The organism is Ensifer sp. YR511 (genome assembly GCF_900103045.1).
Classification (GTDB): domain Bacteria; phylum Pseudomonadota; class Alphaproteobacteria; order Rhizobiales; family Rhizobiaceae; genus Ensifer; species Ensifer adhaerens.
Window position 1 is genome coordinate 68,620 of the sequence record NZ_FNGR01000030.1, and the last position, 16,223, is coordinate 84,842.

Sequence of the window (16,223 nt, forward strand, 5' to 3'; positions counted from 1 at the left end):
AGCGTCAGCCGAGGTCGCCTGCCTGCTCGAGAACATCATGCGCGCGCTCGATGATCGGCGCATCCACCATGGTGCCGTTCAGCACGAAGGCGCCACGGCCGTCTGCCTGCGCCGTCTTCGCTGCGTCGATCACGGACTTTGCCCAGGCGATCCGTTCTGGGCTCGGGGAGTAAGACGCATTCAGCACCGGGACCACGGACGGGTGGACACAGCTCGCGCCATCGAACCCGTGGGCCTTCGCCTCACGAGCGGCTGCCTTCAAGGCATCCAGTCGCTTATAGTCCGCAACCGTCAAAAGCATGCCGAAGGACAGCTTGCCTTCCGCCTTGGCGGCAAGGTGGACCATCAGTTTCGGAAGTCGCAATACGTCTGGCAGCGGTTCTGCGCCCATGCTGGTCGCGATGTCTTCGCCGCCAGCGGCAAGGCCGACCACGCGGCTGACGCGGGCAATCGCGCGCGCATCGAGAACTGCCCCGGCATCTTCGAGGAGTGGCACGAAGGCGACCGGCGGCCTGCCGATCTGCCGCTCAACTGGTGCGAGATGCGCTGCAATATCCTCTAGCTCCTGGGGCGACCGGGTTTTCGCGACATAGAGACCGAACGCGCCGGCACGGCAGGCGGCCTCTGCATCCGCCATCCGCAGATCCGGCGCCGAATTGATGCGCACAAAGACGGTCGCACCACCGCGTGCCACCTGCGCCACGGCGTCCTTCAACCCATCCCTTGCGGCCTGTTTCTGATCCGGGGCGACTGAATCTTCCAGGTCGAGGATGATCGCATCCGCTCCGCGTTCGTGCGCCTTGGCGATGAATTTTGCGGACGAGGCCGGGACGTAGAGTAGGGAGCGAAGCCTCATGCGGCCCTACCCTCGAGTATCGTCTCGATCGCGCCGCGATCCAGTCCCGCCTCAGTCAGAACTTCCGCCGTGTGTTCCCCAAGCGCTGGTGCCGGCCGCCGCCAGACGCCCGGCGTCTGGGAAAGCCGCGGCACGATGTTGTGCATCGGCAGGCTGCCGAACTCGTCATCCTCCACATCGACGATGATTTCGCGCTCGGCGAAATGCGGGTCCGACGCGGCATCTGCGATGTTGTAGATCGGCCCGACCGTCGCGCCGGCGTCACGCATGATCTTCAGCGCCTCGTCATGGTCGTGCCGGGCAAACCAGCCGCCAACGGCCTCGTCGACCAGATCGCGATTTTTGACGCGTTCAGAATTGGTGGCAAAGCGCGGGTCCTGGTTCATGTCGGCACGGCCGATGATCTCGAAGATCCTCCGTGCGACCTGCGGCGTCGATCCCGACAGCGCCACGTACTTTCCGTCGCGGCAGCGGTAGACATTGCGCGGGGCGGCCGTATTGGAGGCGCTGCCCACGCGCTCCTTGATCTTGCCGGTCGTCTGATAGATCGCCGCTTCTGGCCCGAGCACCGAGAACATCGGTTCCAGCAGCGACAGGTCGATGACCTGTCCTTTTGCGTAGCCGCGATCGCGCGCAAGCAACGCTGTCACGGTGGCCGAGCTGCCATAGACACCGGCGATCATGTCGGCAAGCGCAAGCGGCGGCAGCACGGGCTCGCGATCGGGAAAGCCGGTTCTGTAGGCAAAACCGCTCATGCCTTCGATGATGGTGCCAAAGCCCGGGAACTGCGCGTAAGGCCCCGTCTGGCCGAAACCGGAAATGCGCACGATGATCAGGTTGGGATTGCGGGCGTGCAGCGTTTCCGGCGAAAGCCCCATGCGCTCCAGCGTTCCCGGCCGGAAATTCTCGATGAAGACATCGGCCGTATCGATCAGTGCCCAGAGCGCCGTCATCGCCGCCTCTTGCCTGAGGTTCAGAACGACGGAGCGCTTGTTGCGGCTATAGGTCTTCCAATAGAGCGAGTGGCCATCATCCTTCCAGTCTCTGAGCGGATCGCCCGCCGGCGGCTCGATCTTGATGACATCGGCGCCGGCATCGGCCAGCTGCAGCGACAACATGTTGCCGGCAACGAGCCGGGAAAGATCGAGAACCCTCGTGCCGACCAGCGGTCCCTTGGCGTCGGGATCGAACTGTCGCTTCGCAAATCCACTCATCGAAGGCGCTCCCCGGTGTCCTTGTCGAAGAGCAGAACCTTGTCGGCATCGATCGTCAGCGTCACATCCTGCCCGGCCGAAAGCAGCTTGCCGCCGTGGACGACGACCGAGATATCCTGGCCGCCCACGTCGACGACGATTTCCTGGTCCTCGCCGGTCGGCTCGACGAGGCTGATGCGCCCCGGCACGCCCGTTGTTCCGAGCGTGATGTGCTGCGGGCGGATGCCGCAGACGACCCGCTTGCCAGCCTGCGCCTGTCGCCCGAGCGGCAGGGATACGCCGCCCCGGGTCAAGGCCGTCGCTCCCTCTGTGACTGCCTCGATCAGGTTGATCTCCGGCGAGCCGATGAAGCCGGCGACGAAGAGATTGGCAGGATCGTTGTAAAGATCGAGCGGTGCGCCCGCCTGCTCGATCTTTCCGCCGTTCATCACCACGATCTTGTCGGCCATGGTCATGGCCTCGGTCTGGTCGTGGGTGACGTAGACCATCGTGCGGCGAAGCCGTTGATGCAGCTTCTTGATTTCGCTGCGCATCTTCACGCGCAGCTTGGCATCGAGGTTCGACAGAGGTTCGTCGAAGAGGAAGGCACGCGGGTCGCGCACGATGGCGCGACCCATGGCGACACGCTGGCGCTGGCCCCCGGAAAGTTCCCGCGGCAGGCGGTCGAGCAGCTTTTCGAGGCCGAGGATTTCGGCCGCCTGGGTAACGCGCTTTTCGATCTCCGCCTTCGGCGCACCGGCGAGCTTCAAGGCGAAGCTCATGTTTTCCGCGACCTTCATGTGCGGATAGAGCGCATAGGACTGGAAGACCATGGCGATGTCGCGCTCCTTGGCCGGCATATCGTTGACGACCTTGCCACCGATGGTGATCTCGCCAGCTGAAATATCCTCCAGCCCGGCGATCATGCGCAACAGCGTAGACTTGCCGCAGCCCGAAGGGCCGACGAGCACGACGAATTCGCCGTCGCCCATTTCCAGCGAGATGTCGTTGAGCACGGCGACACTGCCATAGCTCTTGCCGACGCTTCTAAGCTCTATCTCGGACATGTTTCCTCCCTTTCTTTCCGCCTCGCGCAGTTAGCGCTCGGCGACCTCAAGCCGGCCGATCGACATGCGCCCGGCAGACGCCATGCGAAGGCCAGCCATGCCGTAGCGCAGCGTCGCATCGTCCGCCTGAAGCAGCCGCTCGCCATCGACGGAAAGCGTCAGCTTGCCACCTTCGACAGTGAGATCGACCGCGTAGCTCCGGCCGTATTCGATACGGAACGGGCTGCGCGCGAGGATCTTCGTGCCGTGGTCTTCAAGAAGGATCACGGCTTCGCCGTTCTCGAAACCGGCGGCATAAAAGCGGCTCGTGCCCTGAGCCCGGGCCACCACCAGGTGCGAGGCACCCGAGTGCGGCTGAAGCTCGGCCTTGACACTGACGTCGCGGAGATAGGCGTTGCCCGTCCAGGCGTCCGCGTCGGTTGCGGTATGGGCATGGATGCGGCCTTGCTGCAGGCTCCAATGGCCGCGGTTCCAGGTGAAGCGGGTGATGCCGCCCCATTCATGCGCTTCCTTCGACGGGTCGATGATGGCGCGCCCCTTGCCGGATACGGAGAAGTCCGCAAGGAACAGCCGGCCGAGAAATTTCAGGCGTCCGAAATATTCGACCAGGATGCCGATCTCGTCGACCGCCTCGCCGTTGCCGTCGGGGATGGTGAACGCGTAGTCCTGCCAGCCGCTCGCAGACGGCACGTGCCAGGCGCCTGTTTCCTGGATGGCGCCTGTCATTGCGCGGCGAACATAGGGCGCCACACGCAGGTTGCCGTCACCGTTCCAAGGGTCGAGCCAGAGCTTGAACGACACCCTCTGGCCGTCATCGGCAAGCGGCGTGAACATCGGGCGGTAGCGCTCGTCGTCGAAGTCGGAGCGGCGATAGAAGGGCTTCCAGAAAATGCGTCCACCATGCCCGCGCTCGAGACGGTCGAGCAGGACTTCCAGCGATCCCTTGGCGTTATCCGTATGACGCTCCGCCGATGCCTTGACGGCGATCTGGTTGAACGGCTCGGTGCGGAAGCCATGGGTGGCGCCGGGTGCGTCGAAATCGAAGCGAACGCCGCGGCGCTCGAAATCCTCGACCCAGAGCGCCGGAGCCTCCCGTCCCTGCAGGCGGAGCGCCAGCACCGTCAGTTCACGGGCAAAGGAGGGGATGTCGACGACGTTGACCGTACCGGTTACGCCGGAAGCGACGACGAAATCGTTGATCGGCTTGCGGTACTTGTCCCAGCCCGGCTGCACCTTTTGCAGCGTGCCGACGATCGCACCGGCATTGCCGGCGTTGCAGTCCGTGTCCCAGCCGGCCATGGTGGCGATCTCGACGGTGCGCGGCAGATCGCCCTGACCGTAGATCAGGCTCATGATCAAGACGCCGGCATTCGGAATGATGTGGCAGACGCCGGGATAGCGGTCATAGCCCCAATCCGCCGTCAACATGTCGCGGCAGGCACGCCAGTCGTTCCGGTTGCTGTCGTGGAAGCGAAGTACCGCGCGCGAAACCTTGGCATAGAGGGAGTCGGCCGGGATTGTCGCGAGACCCGCCTCGATCACCTCTTCGATGTTCTTCGCGACAAAGGCCTCAGCGATCGCCGCGGCGCAGAAGCGGGCGCCATGCAGGCCCTCGCCGTCATGTGCGACACTTGCCGCACGGGCTGAGGCTTCGGCTGCCTTCTTCGGGTCGGCCGGATGCACCCAGCCCCAGCTGTCGATGAAAATCTGCCCGCCGATCTGCTCGGCAACCGTCGTGCCGTTCTGGGCGATCGAGCCGGATTGCGGCGCCGGAATGCCAGCGCGCAGGTTCTGGTAGGCGGTATGCTCGGTCGAATTGCCGAAGCCGCCCCACCAATACATGCCGTGTTCCTCGGCCGCATAGTTCAGCCAGGTCTTGCCGACCTCTTCGGCGGTGGCGCCGAGACCGTAGTCGCGCAGCGCCCGGATGAAATAGACCGGACCGTTGGTGTCGTCATCGGCAGCGAAATTCTTGAAATCGCGCAGATATTCCGTCACCTCGCCATAGGTGTCCCGGACGCGTTCATAGCTCCAGATCGTCGGTTCGACAGGTGCGCCCAAGCGCACGCCGATCGCCTTGCCGATAAAACCGGAATAGATACGCTCGAAGATTTCTGTGGTGCTGAGCATCGGATACTTTCGAATTCTAGAGACTGGAAACCTGGGTGAGCTCGGGAGCGGCAAAGAGGCCTGCGCGCGCCGTGGCCCGCGCCATTTCGCGTTTGTGGTCGGCCGCCCGGATTGCGGTCACGGTTGCGGTAAAAGCATCGGCCGATCGGTAGAGATCGAGCTTGTTGACACGGTCGAGCTGGGAGACCATCGCCCGGTCGATGATGCTCTCGCCCTTCATGGCGCCGAGGATTGCGCCGGCCATGACGCCGATCGAGTCCGTATCGCGGCCGGAGTTGATGCCGTCGATGATCGACTTGTAGAAATCACCGTCATTGACGACCGCAAAGCCGAGCGCCAGCGGCAGTTCCTCGATCGCGTGCAGACGCGACGGCTGGTAGGCGTCGGTCGCAATGCCGGCCTTCTGCGGCGTGTGCTGCACGTCGTCGCCCATTGGAGAATAGCGCGCGATGATGCGGTGGAATTCGGCGACGACTGTCGCATGATCCGCGCCCTTCAATGAGCCCGCAGCCTCGACGATATCGGCGATCGCATCACGCGTTCCGTCCTTGGCAACGGCCAGCGTTTCTTTGATGACGGTGTCGAGGGTGGTGCCCGGCACGAAAGCGGCGGCGACCGCGGCGGCGAGTACGCCGGCAGCTTCCAGGCCGAAGCTCTGCTGGTGGCCGGAGGCAAAGGCGATCGCCTCATCATAGGCTGCCTTCGGATCACAGGCGTTGGCGACGCCGATCGGCGCGATGTACATCGCCGCGCCACAGTTCACCATGTTGCCGACGCCGCCCTGGCGCGGGTCGCAGCCGGAAAGTTGATGGCGCTGGAAGATCCACTTCTCAGGATAGAACAGCCGCTCGATCAGCATCGTCTCGCGCTGCAGCTCCGGCACCCAGCGCGGCGTCCAGGCAATTTCCCGCACCATGCCCGAGGCCATATCCCAGGCATCGAGATGGCGCGTCACGTCGTCGTAGATCGACATCACGCAGAGCGTCATCAGCGTGTCGTCGGTGACGATGCCGCTGCCGCGGACACGGCCGTTGCGGGCCGCCTCACTCTGCTTCATGCGGTGCCACTCTGTGTCGAGCGATGTCACCCGGCCATAGCGCTGGCGGATTTCCGCAGCGGAGAGCTTTTCGACCGGCGCCCCGATGGCGTCGCCGTAGGCGACGCCAAAGAGAAGCGCCCGAACCCGTCCCTTAAGGGAGAGCCCTTGAGCATCATTTGTCATTGAGAACCGTCCTTGCATATTCGGTCATTTTCTCGCCGCCGGCAGCGTTCCACTCGGAAACGAACTGGTCCCACTGGTCCATCTTGGCTTCGCCGGAGACGAACTTGTAAACCCAGGCCCGGTAGACGTTCTCCGTGGCGTCGATGTCGGTGGCGTATTCCGCAGGCCAGACGAAGGCGTTGTCCGGCTTGAAGTCGGCGGAGATCGTCTTCAGCGATTGCTGCGCGGCATCGCTCAGCCACTGAACCGGCGGCTGCCAGTTGGCGGCAACGAGGAAGCGGGCATACCAGGTAGCGAGCTTGTCGGTCGGCTTGATGGTTTCGCCGTCCTTTGTGTACTGCTCGCCCTCAAAGCCGAGCCGTTCAATCGCCTGGCCCTCGGGGCTGGCGATGAAGTCGAGCAACTTGACCACCTCCTCCTTGTGCTCCGAGGTCGTTGCGATCGCGAGACCGCGCGCTTCCTTGGAGACGTCCAGCGCCATCAGGCCCTGGCCGCCCGGACCCTTCGGCGGCGAAAGCAGGCTGAGGGTCGCGCCGGGATGGGCCTGGCGCATCTTGCCGCCATAGATGTCGATGACCTCTGCGGAGGAACCGAAGATCACCCCGGCACGGCCGGAATAGAACTTGTCTTCCTTCACGTCCCACTTGGTGGTGATGAATTCCGGATCATAGAGACCCTGCTCGCGAAGCGTTGCGTAGAAAGCGATCTTTGCCTTTTCCGCGGCCGAAACGCGGGCATGGATCCACTCGCCAGCATCGTTCTTCAGCCAGGTTCCGGTGACGCCAAACGCCTGATTGAAGACGGCGTCGAGCTCCTGAGTGTTGTCGGCGGTGGTAACGCCGTAGCTGTCGGCCTTGCCGTTGCCGTCGAAATCGCCGTCCTTGATCGCCTTGAAGAGGGTGACGTAGTCGTCCGTAGTCTTCGGTGCTTCGACGCCCGCTTTCTCGAGCCAATCCGCGCGGATCACCGGCTGCGGTATGCGCGGCGGGTAGACATAGAGCAGGTAGGGATAGTTCTTCAGCCGCTCGACATTGTGCGGGAAGAGCGCGTCCTTGAGATAGGTCGTCTTCGGCAGCCAGGTGTTCCAGTCCTCCAGCACGCCCTGTTCGGCCATCTTGGCGTCGCCGCCCTGGAAATAGATGAGATCGGGGATATCACCGGACAGAAGCATGGCGCTGAGCTTGTCGGCATAGCCAGAGGACGGCAGGTCGACGACCTGGATATGGATGTCGGTGCCCTTGGCCTTCAGCGCCTCCTCATAGGCCTTCATCAGCTTCACGTCGTCAGGATTGCTCGTCGTGAGATCCTTCGAGACGACGCGGATCGTCACCGGATCGGCGAAGGCGGGCATGGCGACGCTCGCCATCAATGCCATGGCGGTGGTTGCGCCAAGGATCAGTTTTCCAAGCATGTTTGTTCCTCCCAATATGCTATGGCTTTTATGGTTCGGTTCTGCATCGTCAGCCCTTCAGCGCACCGCTCATGGTGCCTTTGGTGAAGAACTTCAGAATGAGTGGGTAGATTGCGAGGATCGGCGCGATCGTGAGCAGGATCATGCCTGCCTTCAGCGCGCGAATGTTGATCTGGCTCGCACCGGTGTAGTTGTTGCTGTCGACGACCCCGACCATGGCGAGCTTGTCGCCCTCGACCACGAACTGGCGCAGCACCACCTGCAGCGGCCATTTTGACTGGTCGTTGAGATAGATCATCGCCCGGAAGAACTCGTTCCAGTGGAAGACGAAGTAGAAGAGAGCGATGGTCGCAAGCGCGGACTTGGCGAGTGGTAGCGCCACGTACCAGAAGATCTGGAAAGGGTTGGCGCCGTCGAGCTCCGAGGCCTCGATCAGTTCCTTCGGCACTTCCTCGAAGAAGCGGACGAGAATGATCAGATACCAGGCGTTCACAACCTTGAAGAGGATCAGAGACCAGTAGCTGTCGAGAAGGCCGAGGCGCTTGTTGATGAAATAATCGGGAATGATGCCGGGCTCAAAGACGATCGTCACCAGCACGAAGACGAAAATCGCGCGCCGCCCCGGCAAACCCGGGCGGGAAAGTGCCCAGGCCATCAGCGCCGTCAGCACGACACCAAGGACGGTGCTGACCAGCGTGATGAAGATCGAGTTCAGGAGGCCGCGCTGGACGGCCGGGTTGTTGACCAGGAGGCTCCAGACGTCGGTCGAGAACCCGTTGGGGACCACCGTCAGGCCGCTCATGCCGGCAACCTTGCCCGGATCCGAAAAGGAGATGGCGAGCAGGTTGAGCAGCGGCTGAACCGTCAGTACGACGAGGAACATCAGCGTCGAGACGATGATCGCATATTCGAGCCGCTCGAGCGGCGTTCTGCGAACGTTATGGGCGGCCATCACCATACCCCCTTGCCGGTAAGACGTTTGGAAAGAAGGTGGGCGGCGACGATCATCAGCATGCCGAGAACCGCCTTGAAGAGGCCGGCGGCCGTTGCCAGCGAATACTCGCCGGTCTGCAGGCCGATGCGGTAGACATAGGTGTCGATGATATCGATCTTGCTGCGCACAACGTCGTTGGAGAAGTTGATCACCTGGTTGAGGTCGGCGTTCAGGAACATGCCGGCGTTGAGGATGAACAGCGTCGCGATCGTCGGCACGATGCCGGGAATGGTGATGTAGCGGATCTTCTGCCAGCGATTGGCTCCGTCGATCTCGGCCGCATCATAGAGTTCCTGGTCGATGGCGATGATGGCGGCCAGGTAAAGCAGGCTGTCCCAGCCGGCCGATCGCCAGATCTCGGAGAAGACCAGCACCCAGCGGATCGAGCCCGTGTCGGTCATGAAGGAGACCGGCTGCAATCCGAAGAAACCGATGATGTCGTTGACCGCGCCGTCGCTCGGCGAAAGCACCGCGATGAACACGCCGGCGATGACCACCCAGGAAAGGAAATGCGGCAGGTAGATCGCCGACTGGATGAACTTGCGGAAAGCGCCGCCCCGGATCTCGTTGAGCAGCAGCGCAACGATAATCGGGACCGGGAAGACGAAGACGATCTTCATCGTCGAGATGATCAGCGTGTTTATCAGCACCTGCCAGAAGATCGGCGAGGATAAGAGCGTCTGGAAATGCTTGATCCCGACCCAGATGTTCGGCGGGATGATGCGCAACTGCTCGAAGGCGATCTTGGCTTCCCAGATCGGAAAATAGTGAAAGATCACGAAGAAGATCAGCCCAGGCGCCATCATCAGGTAGTAGGGCCACCATTGCCGCACGTTTTTCGTGACGCTTCGCCGATGGACGGTGGGAACGTTCCCACTTCTAGGCATGGCTGCATCCGCTACAAGATCGTTGCTTACGCTCATTGTTACCTCCCTGCCGCCGTGCGCACAGCTACCGAGGCCGAGACATCGGCAAGCGAACCGCGCTCGACCAGTCGGCACGGCAGAAATATCCGGCCGTGCTCCGGGCGGCCGGCAATCTGATCGAGCAGGCATTCGACCGCGCGAATGCCGATCTGCCGGCCAGGTTTTTCGATCGTCGTCAGACCGGGCCAGGAGAAAGCACCCGCCGGAATGCCATCGAAGCCAAGAATGGAAATATCCTCCGGGCACCGGAGCCCCGCCTCGCGCACGGCGATCATGGCACCGAGTGCCATCAGGTCGTTGGCGACGAAGACGGCGCGACTGCCTCTCCACGGCCCGGCGAGCAAACGCCCCATGGCCTTTCGGCCACCCTCGACCGTGTAGTCGGATTCCTCCACCAGCAAGATGTCGGGGTCGATGTCGCGCGCGATGCAATGCTCGTGCACGGCGCGCAGGAACCGGGCGCGCGCAAGACGCGACCGCGGGCCGAGCATCAGGGCCGGCGCCGGGTGTCCGCGCTCAACGAGGATATCCATGCCGAGACGGACAGCCTGGGCGATATCCGATCCGACGCTCAAGGTATCCGGAAAACGCTCGGCGCTCGATCCGATGAAAACGAAGGGTAAGCCGAAGCGATCGAGATCATCGAAATTGTCGGCGACCGGATTGATGATCGCGCCATCGACACGGGCGCGCCGCAGGGCGCGAAGATGCGTCGCCTCCGTGCCGGCATCCCAGTCCGACGAGAAGACGAGAAGCGAAATGTCGTCCTTGGCGGCGCGATCCTGGGCGCCGCGGGCGACTTCGGCCCAGAAGGGGTTGGTGATATCGGGAATGACCAGGCCGAGCATGCCGCTGCGCCCCGAACGCATGCCGACGGCCAGATGATTGCGCTCGTAGCCGGTGGCTGCAACGGCCTTCAGCACGCGGTCGCGGGCTTCGTCGGAAATGCTGGCAGAACCCGCCAGAACACGTGCAACCGTGCTCTTCGAGACCCCTGCCCGCTCCGCGACGTCGATAATGGTGGCCCGTTGCCGGGGTCCGTTCTTCATGTTTCCTCCCGGGCCGGAAGCCATCATCAAAGGTGACAGGCCTCAAGCTCGTGGGAACGTTACCACGAGAGTTCACGCATTGGCAAGACATGAAAATCCCGCCTTAACGCAAGGCTCCTTTGTCGCCGATTGCGCGCGACCGATCTCGCCGTGGGCATCTTGCCCCCTCACGCCAGGAACGTACTCGACGGATGCGGGGATATTATTGAGCGATCGCCTCATGATACCAGCAAGGCATTGGCTGAAAACAGACTTCCACACATTGTTTCGAACACGCGCCGATCCGGATCAGGCACCGGGCCCGCGCTTCTGGCTCGCCGGATGCGCGGAGGGAAACCTGTGCGAAGCACGCGCGGACCTGCCGGGCGGTCTGGTCGCGGAGCTGGAAGGACTTGCCGCAATCGAACCGCCCTTCGTTCATCCCAGCACGCCTGTGAACCTTGAGCGCTATCTGTCGCTGCTTGGTGATGATGGGCCTGCCGAATACGATTTCGGCCTTGTCTTTGAGTTGCAGCACGACACTCCTCACCAAGGCGATGCGCGGCTCGTTGGCAACGACTCCGAAGAAGGCGACGGATGGGATTCCGGAGTCCTGGTTCGATCTTGGTTTCCACGGCGTTGCCGACTTCTGGTCGCCCTGGTGCGCTGCCATTGTCGACGGTGAAGTCGCCTCCCTGGCATGTGCGGCGCGGCTCACCGATTCCGGCGCCGGACTCGGGCTTGTGACCGCCAAGGCGTTTCGAGGACGCGGTTTCGGCGCTGCTGCGACGGCTGGTTGGTCGCGGCTGCCGACGCTTCGCTCTCGCACCTTGTTTTACAGTACCGATCGAGACAACGCGTCGTCGAAGCGTGTCGCCTCCCGCCTTGGCCTCCGGCTTCGCGGCGCGAGCTTGCGGATAACGTGAGCTTAGCTGCCGTGCCCTCGCCCGCTTCTCTACACCGAATGCAGCGCGATCGCTCGCCGCATCGGTTTTTGGTCAACAACGCTTCGGTCAGAACGAGCGGGGCGCGGGATCCAGAAGCTTCACGCTGCCGGCGGTCACCTGGTAGATGGCGCAGGTTCGCTCTACCGAGCCGTCCTTTGTGAACCGGAAGGTGGCCGCCGCACCGACGAAACCGTTTGGCGCGCGGATGCTTTCATGATTGATGGCGCCTTCCCCCTGGGACCGCACGAGACCAGCCGCAAGGGCGATGACGTCGAACCCATAAGCCGCGTCCGCACTTGCCGCACGCTCGTAGCGATCGAGGAAGCGCGACGTCATCCGCGAGCCGTTTTCCGGGCCGAAGAGACAGAGGTGGCTTCCGGAAAATTCGGGTCGCTTGTAGGCGGCATTCGTCCAACCGGAAGTTCCGACGACCATTGCATTCGGTTTCAGATAGCCGTTGGCCTTGAGTTGCGACAGAGAACCGACCTCCCCCCCTTCCGATCCGATGAGGAGAACCGCATCAATATCCTTTAGCTTTGCCTTGGCGGCCGCGTCACCGGAAAATGTCGTGATGCCGGTCACGGCGACAAGCGCCGGCTTGATGCCATAGCCCGCAAGACCGCGATCCAGCCTTTGCCGTTCGGCGGCAGAGACATCGCTGGGCAAAAGCACGATCAGCCGCTTGCGGCCGGAGGCAAAAGCATAGGAAGCGCCCTCGACAGCGCTATCGATGCGGTCAGAAACGAAGGCGAAGGTGCCGGCCGGCCGCTCGGCGCCGTTGCCGCGCAACGCGAGAAGTGGCGCGCGGGCAGAGCCAAGTCCCTGGCGGACGGTGCTGACAGGCACGTCCGCAACCGACAGCGCAATCAACGCCGCGTTCTGGCCCGCGAGACGCTTGGCGGCGTCCTGGACTTGCTGCGGCGAACCGTCGGTATTTTCGACCAAAAGCGAAAGCTGGCCACCACCCACCTCGTCCACGGCGAGCGACGCCCCGTCGCGGATGTCGCGTTCGCGCACCGTTTCGCCCGACGGCGCCATCAGTGCAGTGATAAGCCCGACACGCGTTGCGCCGGTTCCGAAGGCCTCCTGCGACTTCACCGCATGCTCGGATGCGCGCCGGGCATGCCTTGCCTGCGGCGATTCGACGTCGAGCACCTCAGGGGCGGTGGGAGCGCCCTGACAACCGGCGAGAACGCCAAGCGCGAGCACGCCGAGTGCCAGCCATTGTCGGCACGACGACACGCGCCGTGCCGGGGAAACCACAACGTGGGGCATGTCGATCATACCGGCTGTCTCAATTCATGAAGTGCCGCATTTTGGCGTAGAAGCAATCGCACTTGGCAATGTAGTCCTCGTCACGCCAGCTCGATTGCAGGTAACCATAGGCCTTGCCGCAGGCGACCTTGGTCTCGGACGCCCAGACGAAGGCCGGCCGCGTCGAAGCGATCCAGCGCGGATCGTCGGCAACGGCAATCGCCTCGTCCATGCGCGCCACGACTTCCTTGGTCAGCGTCGCCACGTCCTGATCGACCGTCAGCGCGGACTGGCTGATCTCGGTGCATTGCCGGGCCGCCGGCGCATAGTCGCCGATAAGGTCGGCCGCGAAACTGGATATGGGCATCAGTGCGAGCATCACCCCCGCCAGCATGCTTCTGTTCATGAAAGTTCCCCTCAATATGCGGTTCCCGGATGATTGCCGAGAACCGCTGAACTGTCGAGATCAACCCGGCGTTAGTGCACGTCCTGCGATGTTTTCGTCCCGTTTTCGTTGAACAGCACCTTCACCACTTCCGTCGAGACATTGAAGTTCTCCAACACGGCAACCGTATGCCAGCCACCACTACCGGCGTTACCTTCGGTGTCCACTTGCAGGTTGGCGTTCTGCCCATCCTGAACCACCTGGAGATAGTCGCCATCAAGCGTCGTTCCCGAAGGCAGGTTACCGAGCAAAGCCGACAAGTCGACAGAGTCGTCGTCGCCGTCGTAGTCGGTGATGACGTCGGCGATGTCGAGTTGCAGGTCTTTCGCATCGAGAACGAAGGTGTCGTCGCCTGAGCCACCAGTCAGCTTGTCGACGCCCGTCCCGCCATACAGCGTGTCGTTGCCGGAACCGCCAACCAGTGTATCATTGCCGGCATCGCCGTAGAGCTTGTCGGCTCCGCCATTGCCCGAAAGCGTATCGTTGCCCTCGCCCCCGGCCAGAATGTCGCCATAACTGCTACCGTAAAGCTTGTCATTGAAGTCGGAGCCAATGACACCTTCTATATTCCTGTAGTCTTCCTCTCCCAGGCCGACGCTGGAAAGATCTACATCATCCTCCCAACTGCTCTGTACCAGCGTAAACGTGACGGGACCGGTCGCATCTGAAAAGTTGAGCAGGTCCACGCCTGCTCCGCCATTTATGTCGTCGTCGCCCGCGCTCGCATAGATGATGTCGTTGCCGTCACCTCCGTTGAGCGTGTCGTCGCCAGCTCCGCCATGGATGACATCATGCCCCGCACTGCCGCTGATTTCATTTGCCGTGGTTGTGGATCCGTCGGACACGAAGGTGAGCGTCGAGGAATTCGACAAATCGCCATCCCTGTCTTCTCCGGTAACGCCAAAAGTCAGCGTCAAATCCGAAGCGGCGACGGTTTCGGTGTAACCTACCGTCGTGAAGGAGACATTGATGCCGTTCTTGCCAAGAACTTCGATGTAATCGAACTTGAATCCGACATCGCTCGGAAGAATTGTAACACTCGTCTGCCCCGCGACGACAGTCTTGGAAAAGGTGTATGGCGTGGAATTGCCATCCCTTACCGTGAACTCAATCGATCCTGGATCTTTAACCGTCCCGAAACGCAAGGTAACCGACGATACATCCTTATCGAATTCAATCTTGAACTTCTCCCCAGTAGAGAAGGCCGGATTGCCGATCCCGAACTCGTTTCCACCGCCTGACGCCGTGTTGGCATTGAAGGTCACTTGCCCCGAGGAGGATGCAAGTGCTGTAAACTTGGCGAAGCCGAAATCGTAGGTCTTCGTTGGGCTATTGGGGAAATCGTTCGCCGCATCAATGGTTACCTGCGTTCCAGGACGTTCCTTCAACTGTTCCAGTTGATAGGTCCCGTCCGCGTTCGTTGTCAGGCGATAGATGTCGGTACCGAAGTTGTCCTTCACGAGCACCTGCCCGGTGCCCGTTCCCGTTGTGGTCCAGCCAGTAGGCAGCCCGACCACGCTGTCGATCTTGTAAACTTTGATGCCGTCGGCGCCTGGCGTCGCATTGATGACACCTTCCAGCGCACCGGTACCGTTGCCCATGTAGGCGCTGCTGATGGATTGGACGGTCGGGACATCGTCGACGATCCGGATGTTGAGCGTGGCATTGCTCGTCGAACCATCTTCATCTGTCACGGCGACGACGAAGTTATCGAAGACCCCGCTATCGGCTCCAGCCGCAGTATGCGCCAAGCTGTTGTCCTGCAGCAGATAGCTGTAGGTGAAGGTTGCGCCCGTCACCGTACCGTTGACCGTCGTTGGCGTGTAGCCGGTGATCGTCAGAAGTCCAAGTGCCGTGTCCACCGTGGTTCCTACGGCGTAGGCGCCCCCCGTCACGACCGAAGTACCATTAATCTTCAGGCCGGCGAGTCCGTCCGGCGTCGTCACGGAGAAGCTGCCGGTCTGCGTAAGTGCAGCCACATTCGGCGAAGAACCATCCGAGAGATTTTTCTCGTAAACCGTCTCTTCGGCGCTGGACGACAGCCCGTTGACGCTCACGCCATCATCAGTGCCAGTGATCGTGATCGTTACCGTCTGTACCGCCGTGCCGCCATGGCCGTCATCGATCGTCACATCGTACTTCTGCGTCAGCGTCTCACCAGCATTCAGCGAATCCAGCACGTTGTCGGCCACCTGGAAGCTCCAGCCAACCGAGTCGGTCGACTGGTTCAGCGAGCCGAGCGAGAAAGTGCCGAGATAGCCACCGCCCTGCGCCGTGAAACTGGCGCTGTGGGTATCCAGCGTATCGACGTCGGAAAAGCCGATCGTGCCGCCCTGCGTGTGCGTGGCCGTGTTCTCGCCCGTCGCCTTGTCGGCGATCTCCGTTACCACACCGCCTTGGGCGTCCGAGGTGATGACCGGGGCATCGTTGGTGCCGGTGATCGTGATCGTCACCGTCTGGGTCGCCGTACCGCCGTGGCCGTCATCGACGGTGACGTCATAGGTCTGCGTCAGCTTTTGGCCAGCCTGCAGCGAGTCGAGCACGCTGTCGGCAACCTTGAAGCTCCAGCCGACCTGATCGGTTGCCTGGTTCAGCGGGTCGAGCGCGAAGGTGCCGAGATAGCCGTTGCCGTTCGCCTTGAAGCTGGCGCTGTGCGTGTCGAGCGTATCGACATCGCTAAAGCCAACCGCACCGCCCTGCGTGTGTGTGACCGTGTTCTCACCCGTCGCCTTGTCGGTGATCTCCGTGAC

At 62.2% G+C, this 16,223-nt stretch carries 13 protein-coding genes; 1 reads left to right on the top strand and 12 read right to left on the bottom strand.

Features of this window, described 5'->3' with window-relative positions:
• Positions 1-4: 4 nt before the first annotated feature.
• From BLU15_RS31245 to BLU15_RS31285, 9 genes are read right to left on the bottom strand one after another with little or no spacing between them, the layout of a single operon-like run.
• Positions 5-856 carry an HpcH/HpaI aldolase/citrate lyase family protein gene (locus tag BLU15_RS31245; RefSeq protein WP_060530522.1) on the bottom strand — a complete coding sequence of 284 codons (852 nt, stop codon included), beginning with the start codon at positions 854-856 and terminating at the stop codon, positions 5-7.
• Positions 853-2,070 (bottom strand): CaiB/BaiF CoA transferase family protein, encoded by a 1,218-nt coding sequence (locus BLU15_RS31250; RefSeq protein ID WP_090300762.1) that lies wholly within the window; start codon positions 2,068-2,070, stop codon positions 853-855. Before BLU15_RS31250 ends, BLU15_RS31245 begins: the two co-directional genes overlap by 4 nt.
• Positions 2,067-3,116: an ABC transporter ATP-binding protein gene (locus tag BLU15_RS31255; protein WP_090300764.1), complete on the bottom strand. Its 1,050-nt coding sequence runs from the start codon at positions 3,114-3,116 to the stop codon at positions 2,067-2,069. Before BLU15_RS31255 ends, BLU15_RS31250 begins: the two co-directional genes overlap by 4 nt.
• A 30-nt stretch (positions 3,117-3,146) precedes the next feature.
• Entirely contained in the window at positions 3,147-5,246 is a 2,100-nt protein-coding gene (locus tag BLU15_RS31260; protein ID WP_090300766.1) for an ADP-ribosylglycohydrolase family protein, read from the bottom strand.
• Between the two features lie 16 nt (positions 5,247-5,262).
• Entirely contained in the window at positions 5,263-6,468 is a 1,206-nt protein-coding gene (locus BLU15_RS31265; RefSeq protein ID WP_090300768.1) for an ADP-ribosylglycohydrolase family protein, read from the bottom strand.
• Positions 6,458-7,879, bottom strand: a complete 1,422-nt coding sequence (locus tag BLU15_RS31270) for an extracellular solute-binding protein (RefSeq protein WP_090300770.1) — start codon at positions 7,877-7,879, stop codon at positions 6,458-6,460. Before BLU15_RS31270 ends, BLU15_RS31265 begins: the two co-directional genes overlap by 11 nt.
• 49 nt (positions 7,880-7,928) lie before the next feature.
• Positions 7,929-8,831, bottom strand: a complete 903-nt coding sequence (locus BLU15_RS31275; protein ID WP_034798191.1) for a carbohydrate ABC transporter permease — start codon at positions 8,829-8,831, stop codon at positions 7,929-7,931.
• Positions 8,831-9,796 (bottom strand): ABC transporter permease, encoded by a 966-nt coding sequence (locus tag BLU15_RS31280; RefSeq protein ID WP_090300772.1) that lies wholly within the window; start codon positions 9,794-9,796, stop codon positions 8,831-8,833. The genes BLU15_RS31275 and BLU15_RS31280 overlap by 1 nt, the downstream gene beginning before the upstream one ends.
• Before the next feature lie 2 nt (positions 9,797-9,798).
• A complete protein-coding gene (locus BLU15_RS31285) occupies positions 9,799-10,848 on the bottom strand; it encodes a LacI family DNA-binding transcriptional regulator (RefSeq protein ID WP_034798087.1) in 1,050 nt (349 codons plus the stop codon).
• Positions 10,849-11,053: 205 nt separating this feature from the next.
• On the opposite strand from BLU15_RS31285, the gene BLU15_RS39885 reads away from it, so the two are divergent.
• The gene (locus BLU15_RS39885; protein WP_210187481.1) at positions 11,054-11,512 is read left to right on the top strand and encodes a hypothetical protein; all 459 of its coding nucleotides are present in this window, start codon (positions 11,054-11,056) and stop codon (positions 11,510-11,512) included.
• Positions 11,513-11,840: 328 nt separating this feature from the next.
• Here the strand turns inward: BLU15_RS39885 and BLU15_RS31295 are convergent, their stop codons facing one another.
• From BLU15_RS31295 to BLU15_RS31305, 3 genes are all read right to left on the bottom strand, one after another.
• On the bottom strand, positions 11,841-13,058 hold the full coding sequence (locus BLU15_RS31295; RefSeq protein WP_090300774.1) for an ABC transporter substrate-binding protein: 1,218 nt from the start codon (positions 13,056-13,058) through the stop codon (positions 11,841-11,843).
• Between the two features lie 10 nt (positions 13,059-13,068).
• Positions 13,069-13,434 (bottom strand): hypothetical protein, encoded by a 366-nt coding sequence (locus BLU15_RS31300; protein WP_060607741.1) that lies wholly within the window; start codon positions 13,432-13,434, stop codon positions 13,069-13,071.
• Between the two features lie 71 nt (positions 13,435-13,505).
• On the bottom strand, positions 13,506-16,223 hold a 2,718-nt coding region (locus BLU15_RS31305; protein ID WP_143034299.1), incomplete at its 5' end, for a VCBS domain-containing protein.

Excerpts from the sequence above, each read along its gene's own strand:
- BLU15_RS31245 (WP_060530522.1), bottom strand. The coding sequence starts at position 856 with ATGAGGCTTCGCTCCCTACTCTACGTCCCGGCCTCGTCCGCAAAATTC.
- BLU15_RS31250 (WP_090300762.1), bottom strand. The coding sequence starts at position 2,070 with ATGAGTGGATTTGCGAAGCGACAGTTCGATCCCGACGCCAAGGGACCG.
- BLU15_RS31255 (WP_090300764.1), bottom strand. The coding sequence starts at position 3,116 with ATGTCCGAGATAGAGCTTAGAAGCGTCGGCAAGAGCTATGGCAGTGTC.
- BLU15_RS31260 (WP_090300766.1), bottom strand. The coding sequence starts at position 5,246 with ATGCTCAGCACCACAGAAATCTTCGAGCGTATCTATTCCGGTTTTATC.
- BLU15_RS31265 (WP_090300768.1), bottom strand. The coding sequence starts at position 6,468 with ATGACAAATGATGCTCAAGGGCTCTCCCTTAAGGGACGGGTTCGGGCG.
- BLU15_RS31270 (WP_090300770.1), bottom strand. The coding sequence starts at position 7,879 with ATGCTTGGAAAACTGATCCTTGGCGCAACCACCGCCATGGCATTGATG.
- BLU15_RS31275 (WP_034798191.1), bottom strand. The coding sequence starts at position 8,831 with ATGGCCGCCCATAACGTTCGCAGAACGCCGCTCGAGCGGCTCGAATAT.
- BLU15_RS31280 (WP_090300772.1), bottom strand. The coding sequence starts at position 9,796 with ATGAGCGTAAGCAACGATCTTGTAGCGGATGCAGCCATGCCTAGAAGT.
- BLU15_RS31285 (WP_034798087.1), bottom strand. The coding sequence starts at position 10,848 with ATGAAGAACGGACCCCGGCAACGGGCCACCATTATCGACGTCGCGGAG.
- BLU15_RS31295 (WP_090300774.1), bottom strand. The coding sequence starts at position 13,058 with ATGATCGACATGCCCCACGTTGTGGTTTCCCCGGCACGGCGCGTGTCG.
- BLU15_RS31300 (WP_060607741.1), bottom strand. The coding sequence starts at position 13,434 with ATGAACAGAAGCATGCTGGCGGGGGTGATGCTCGCACTGATGCCCATA.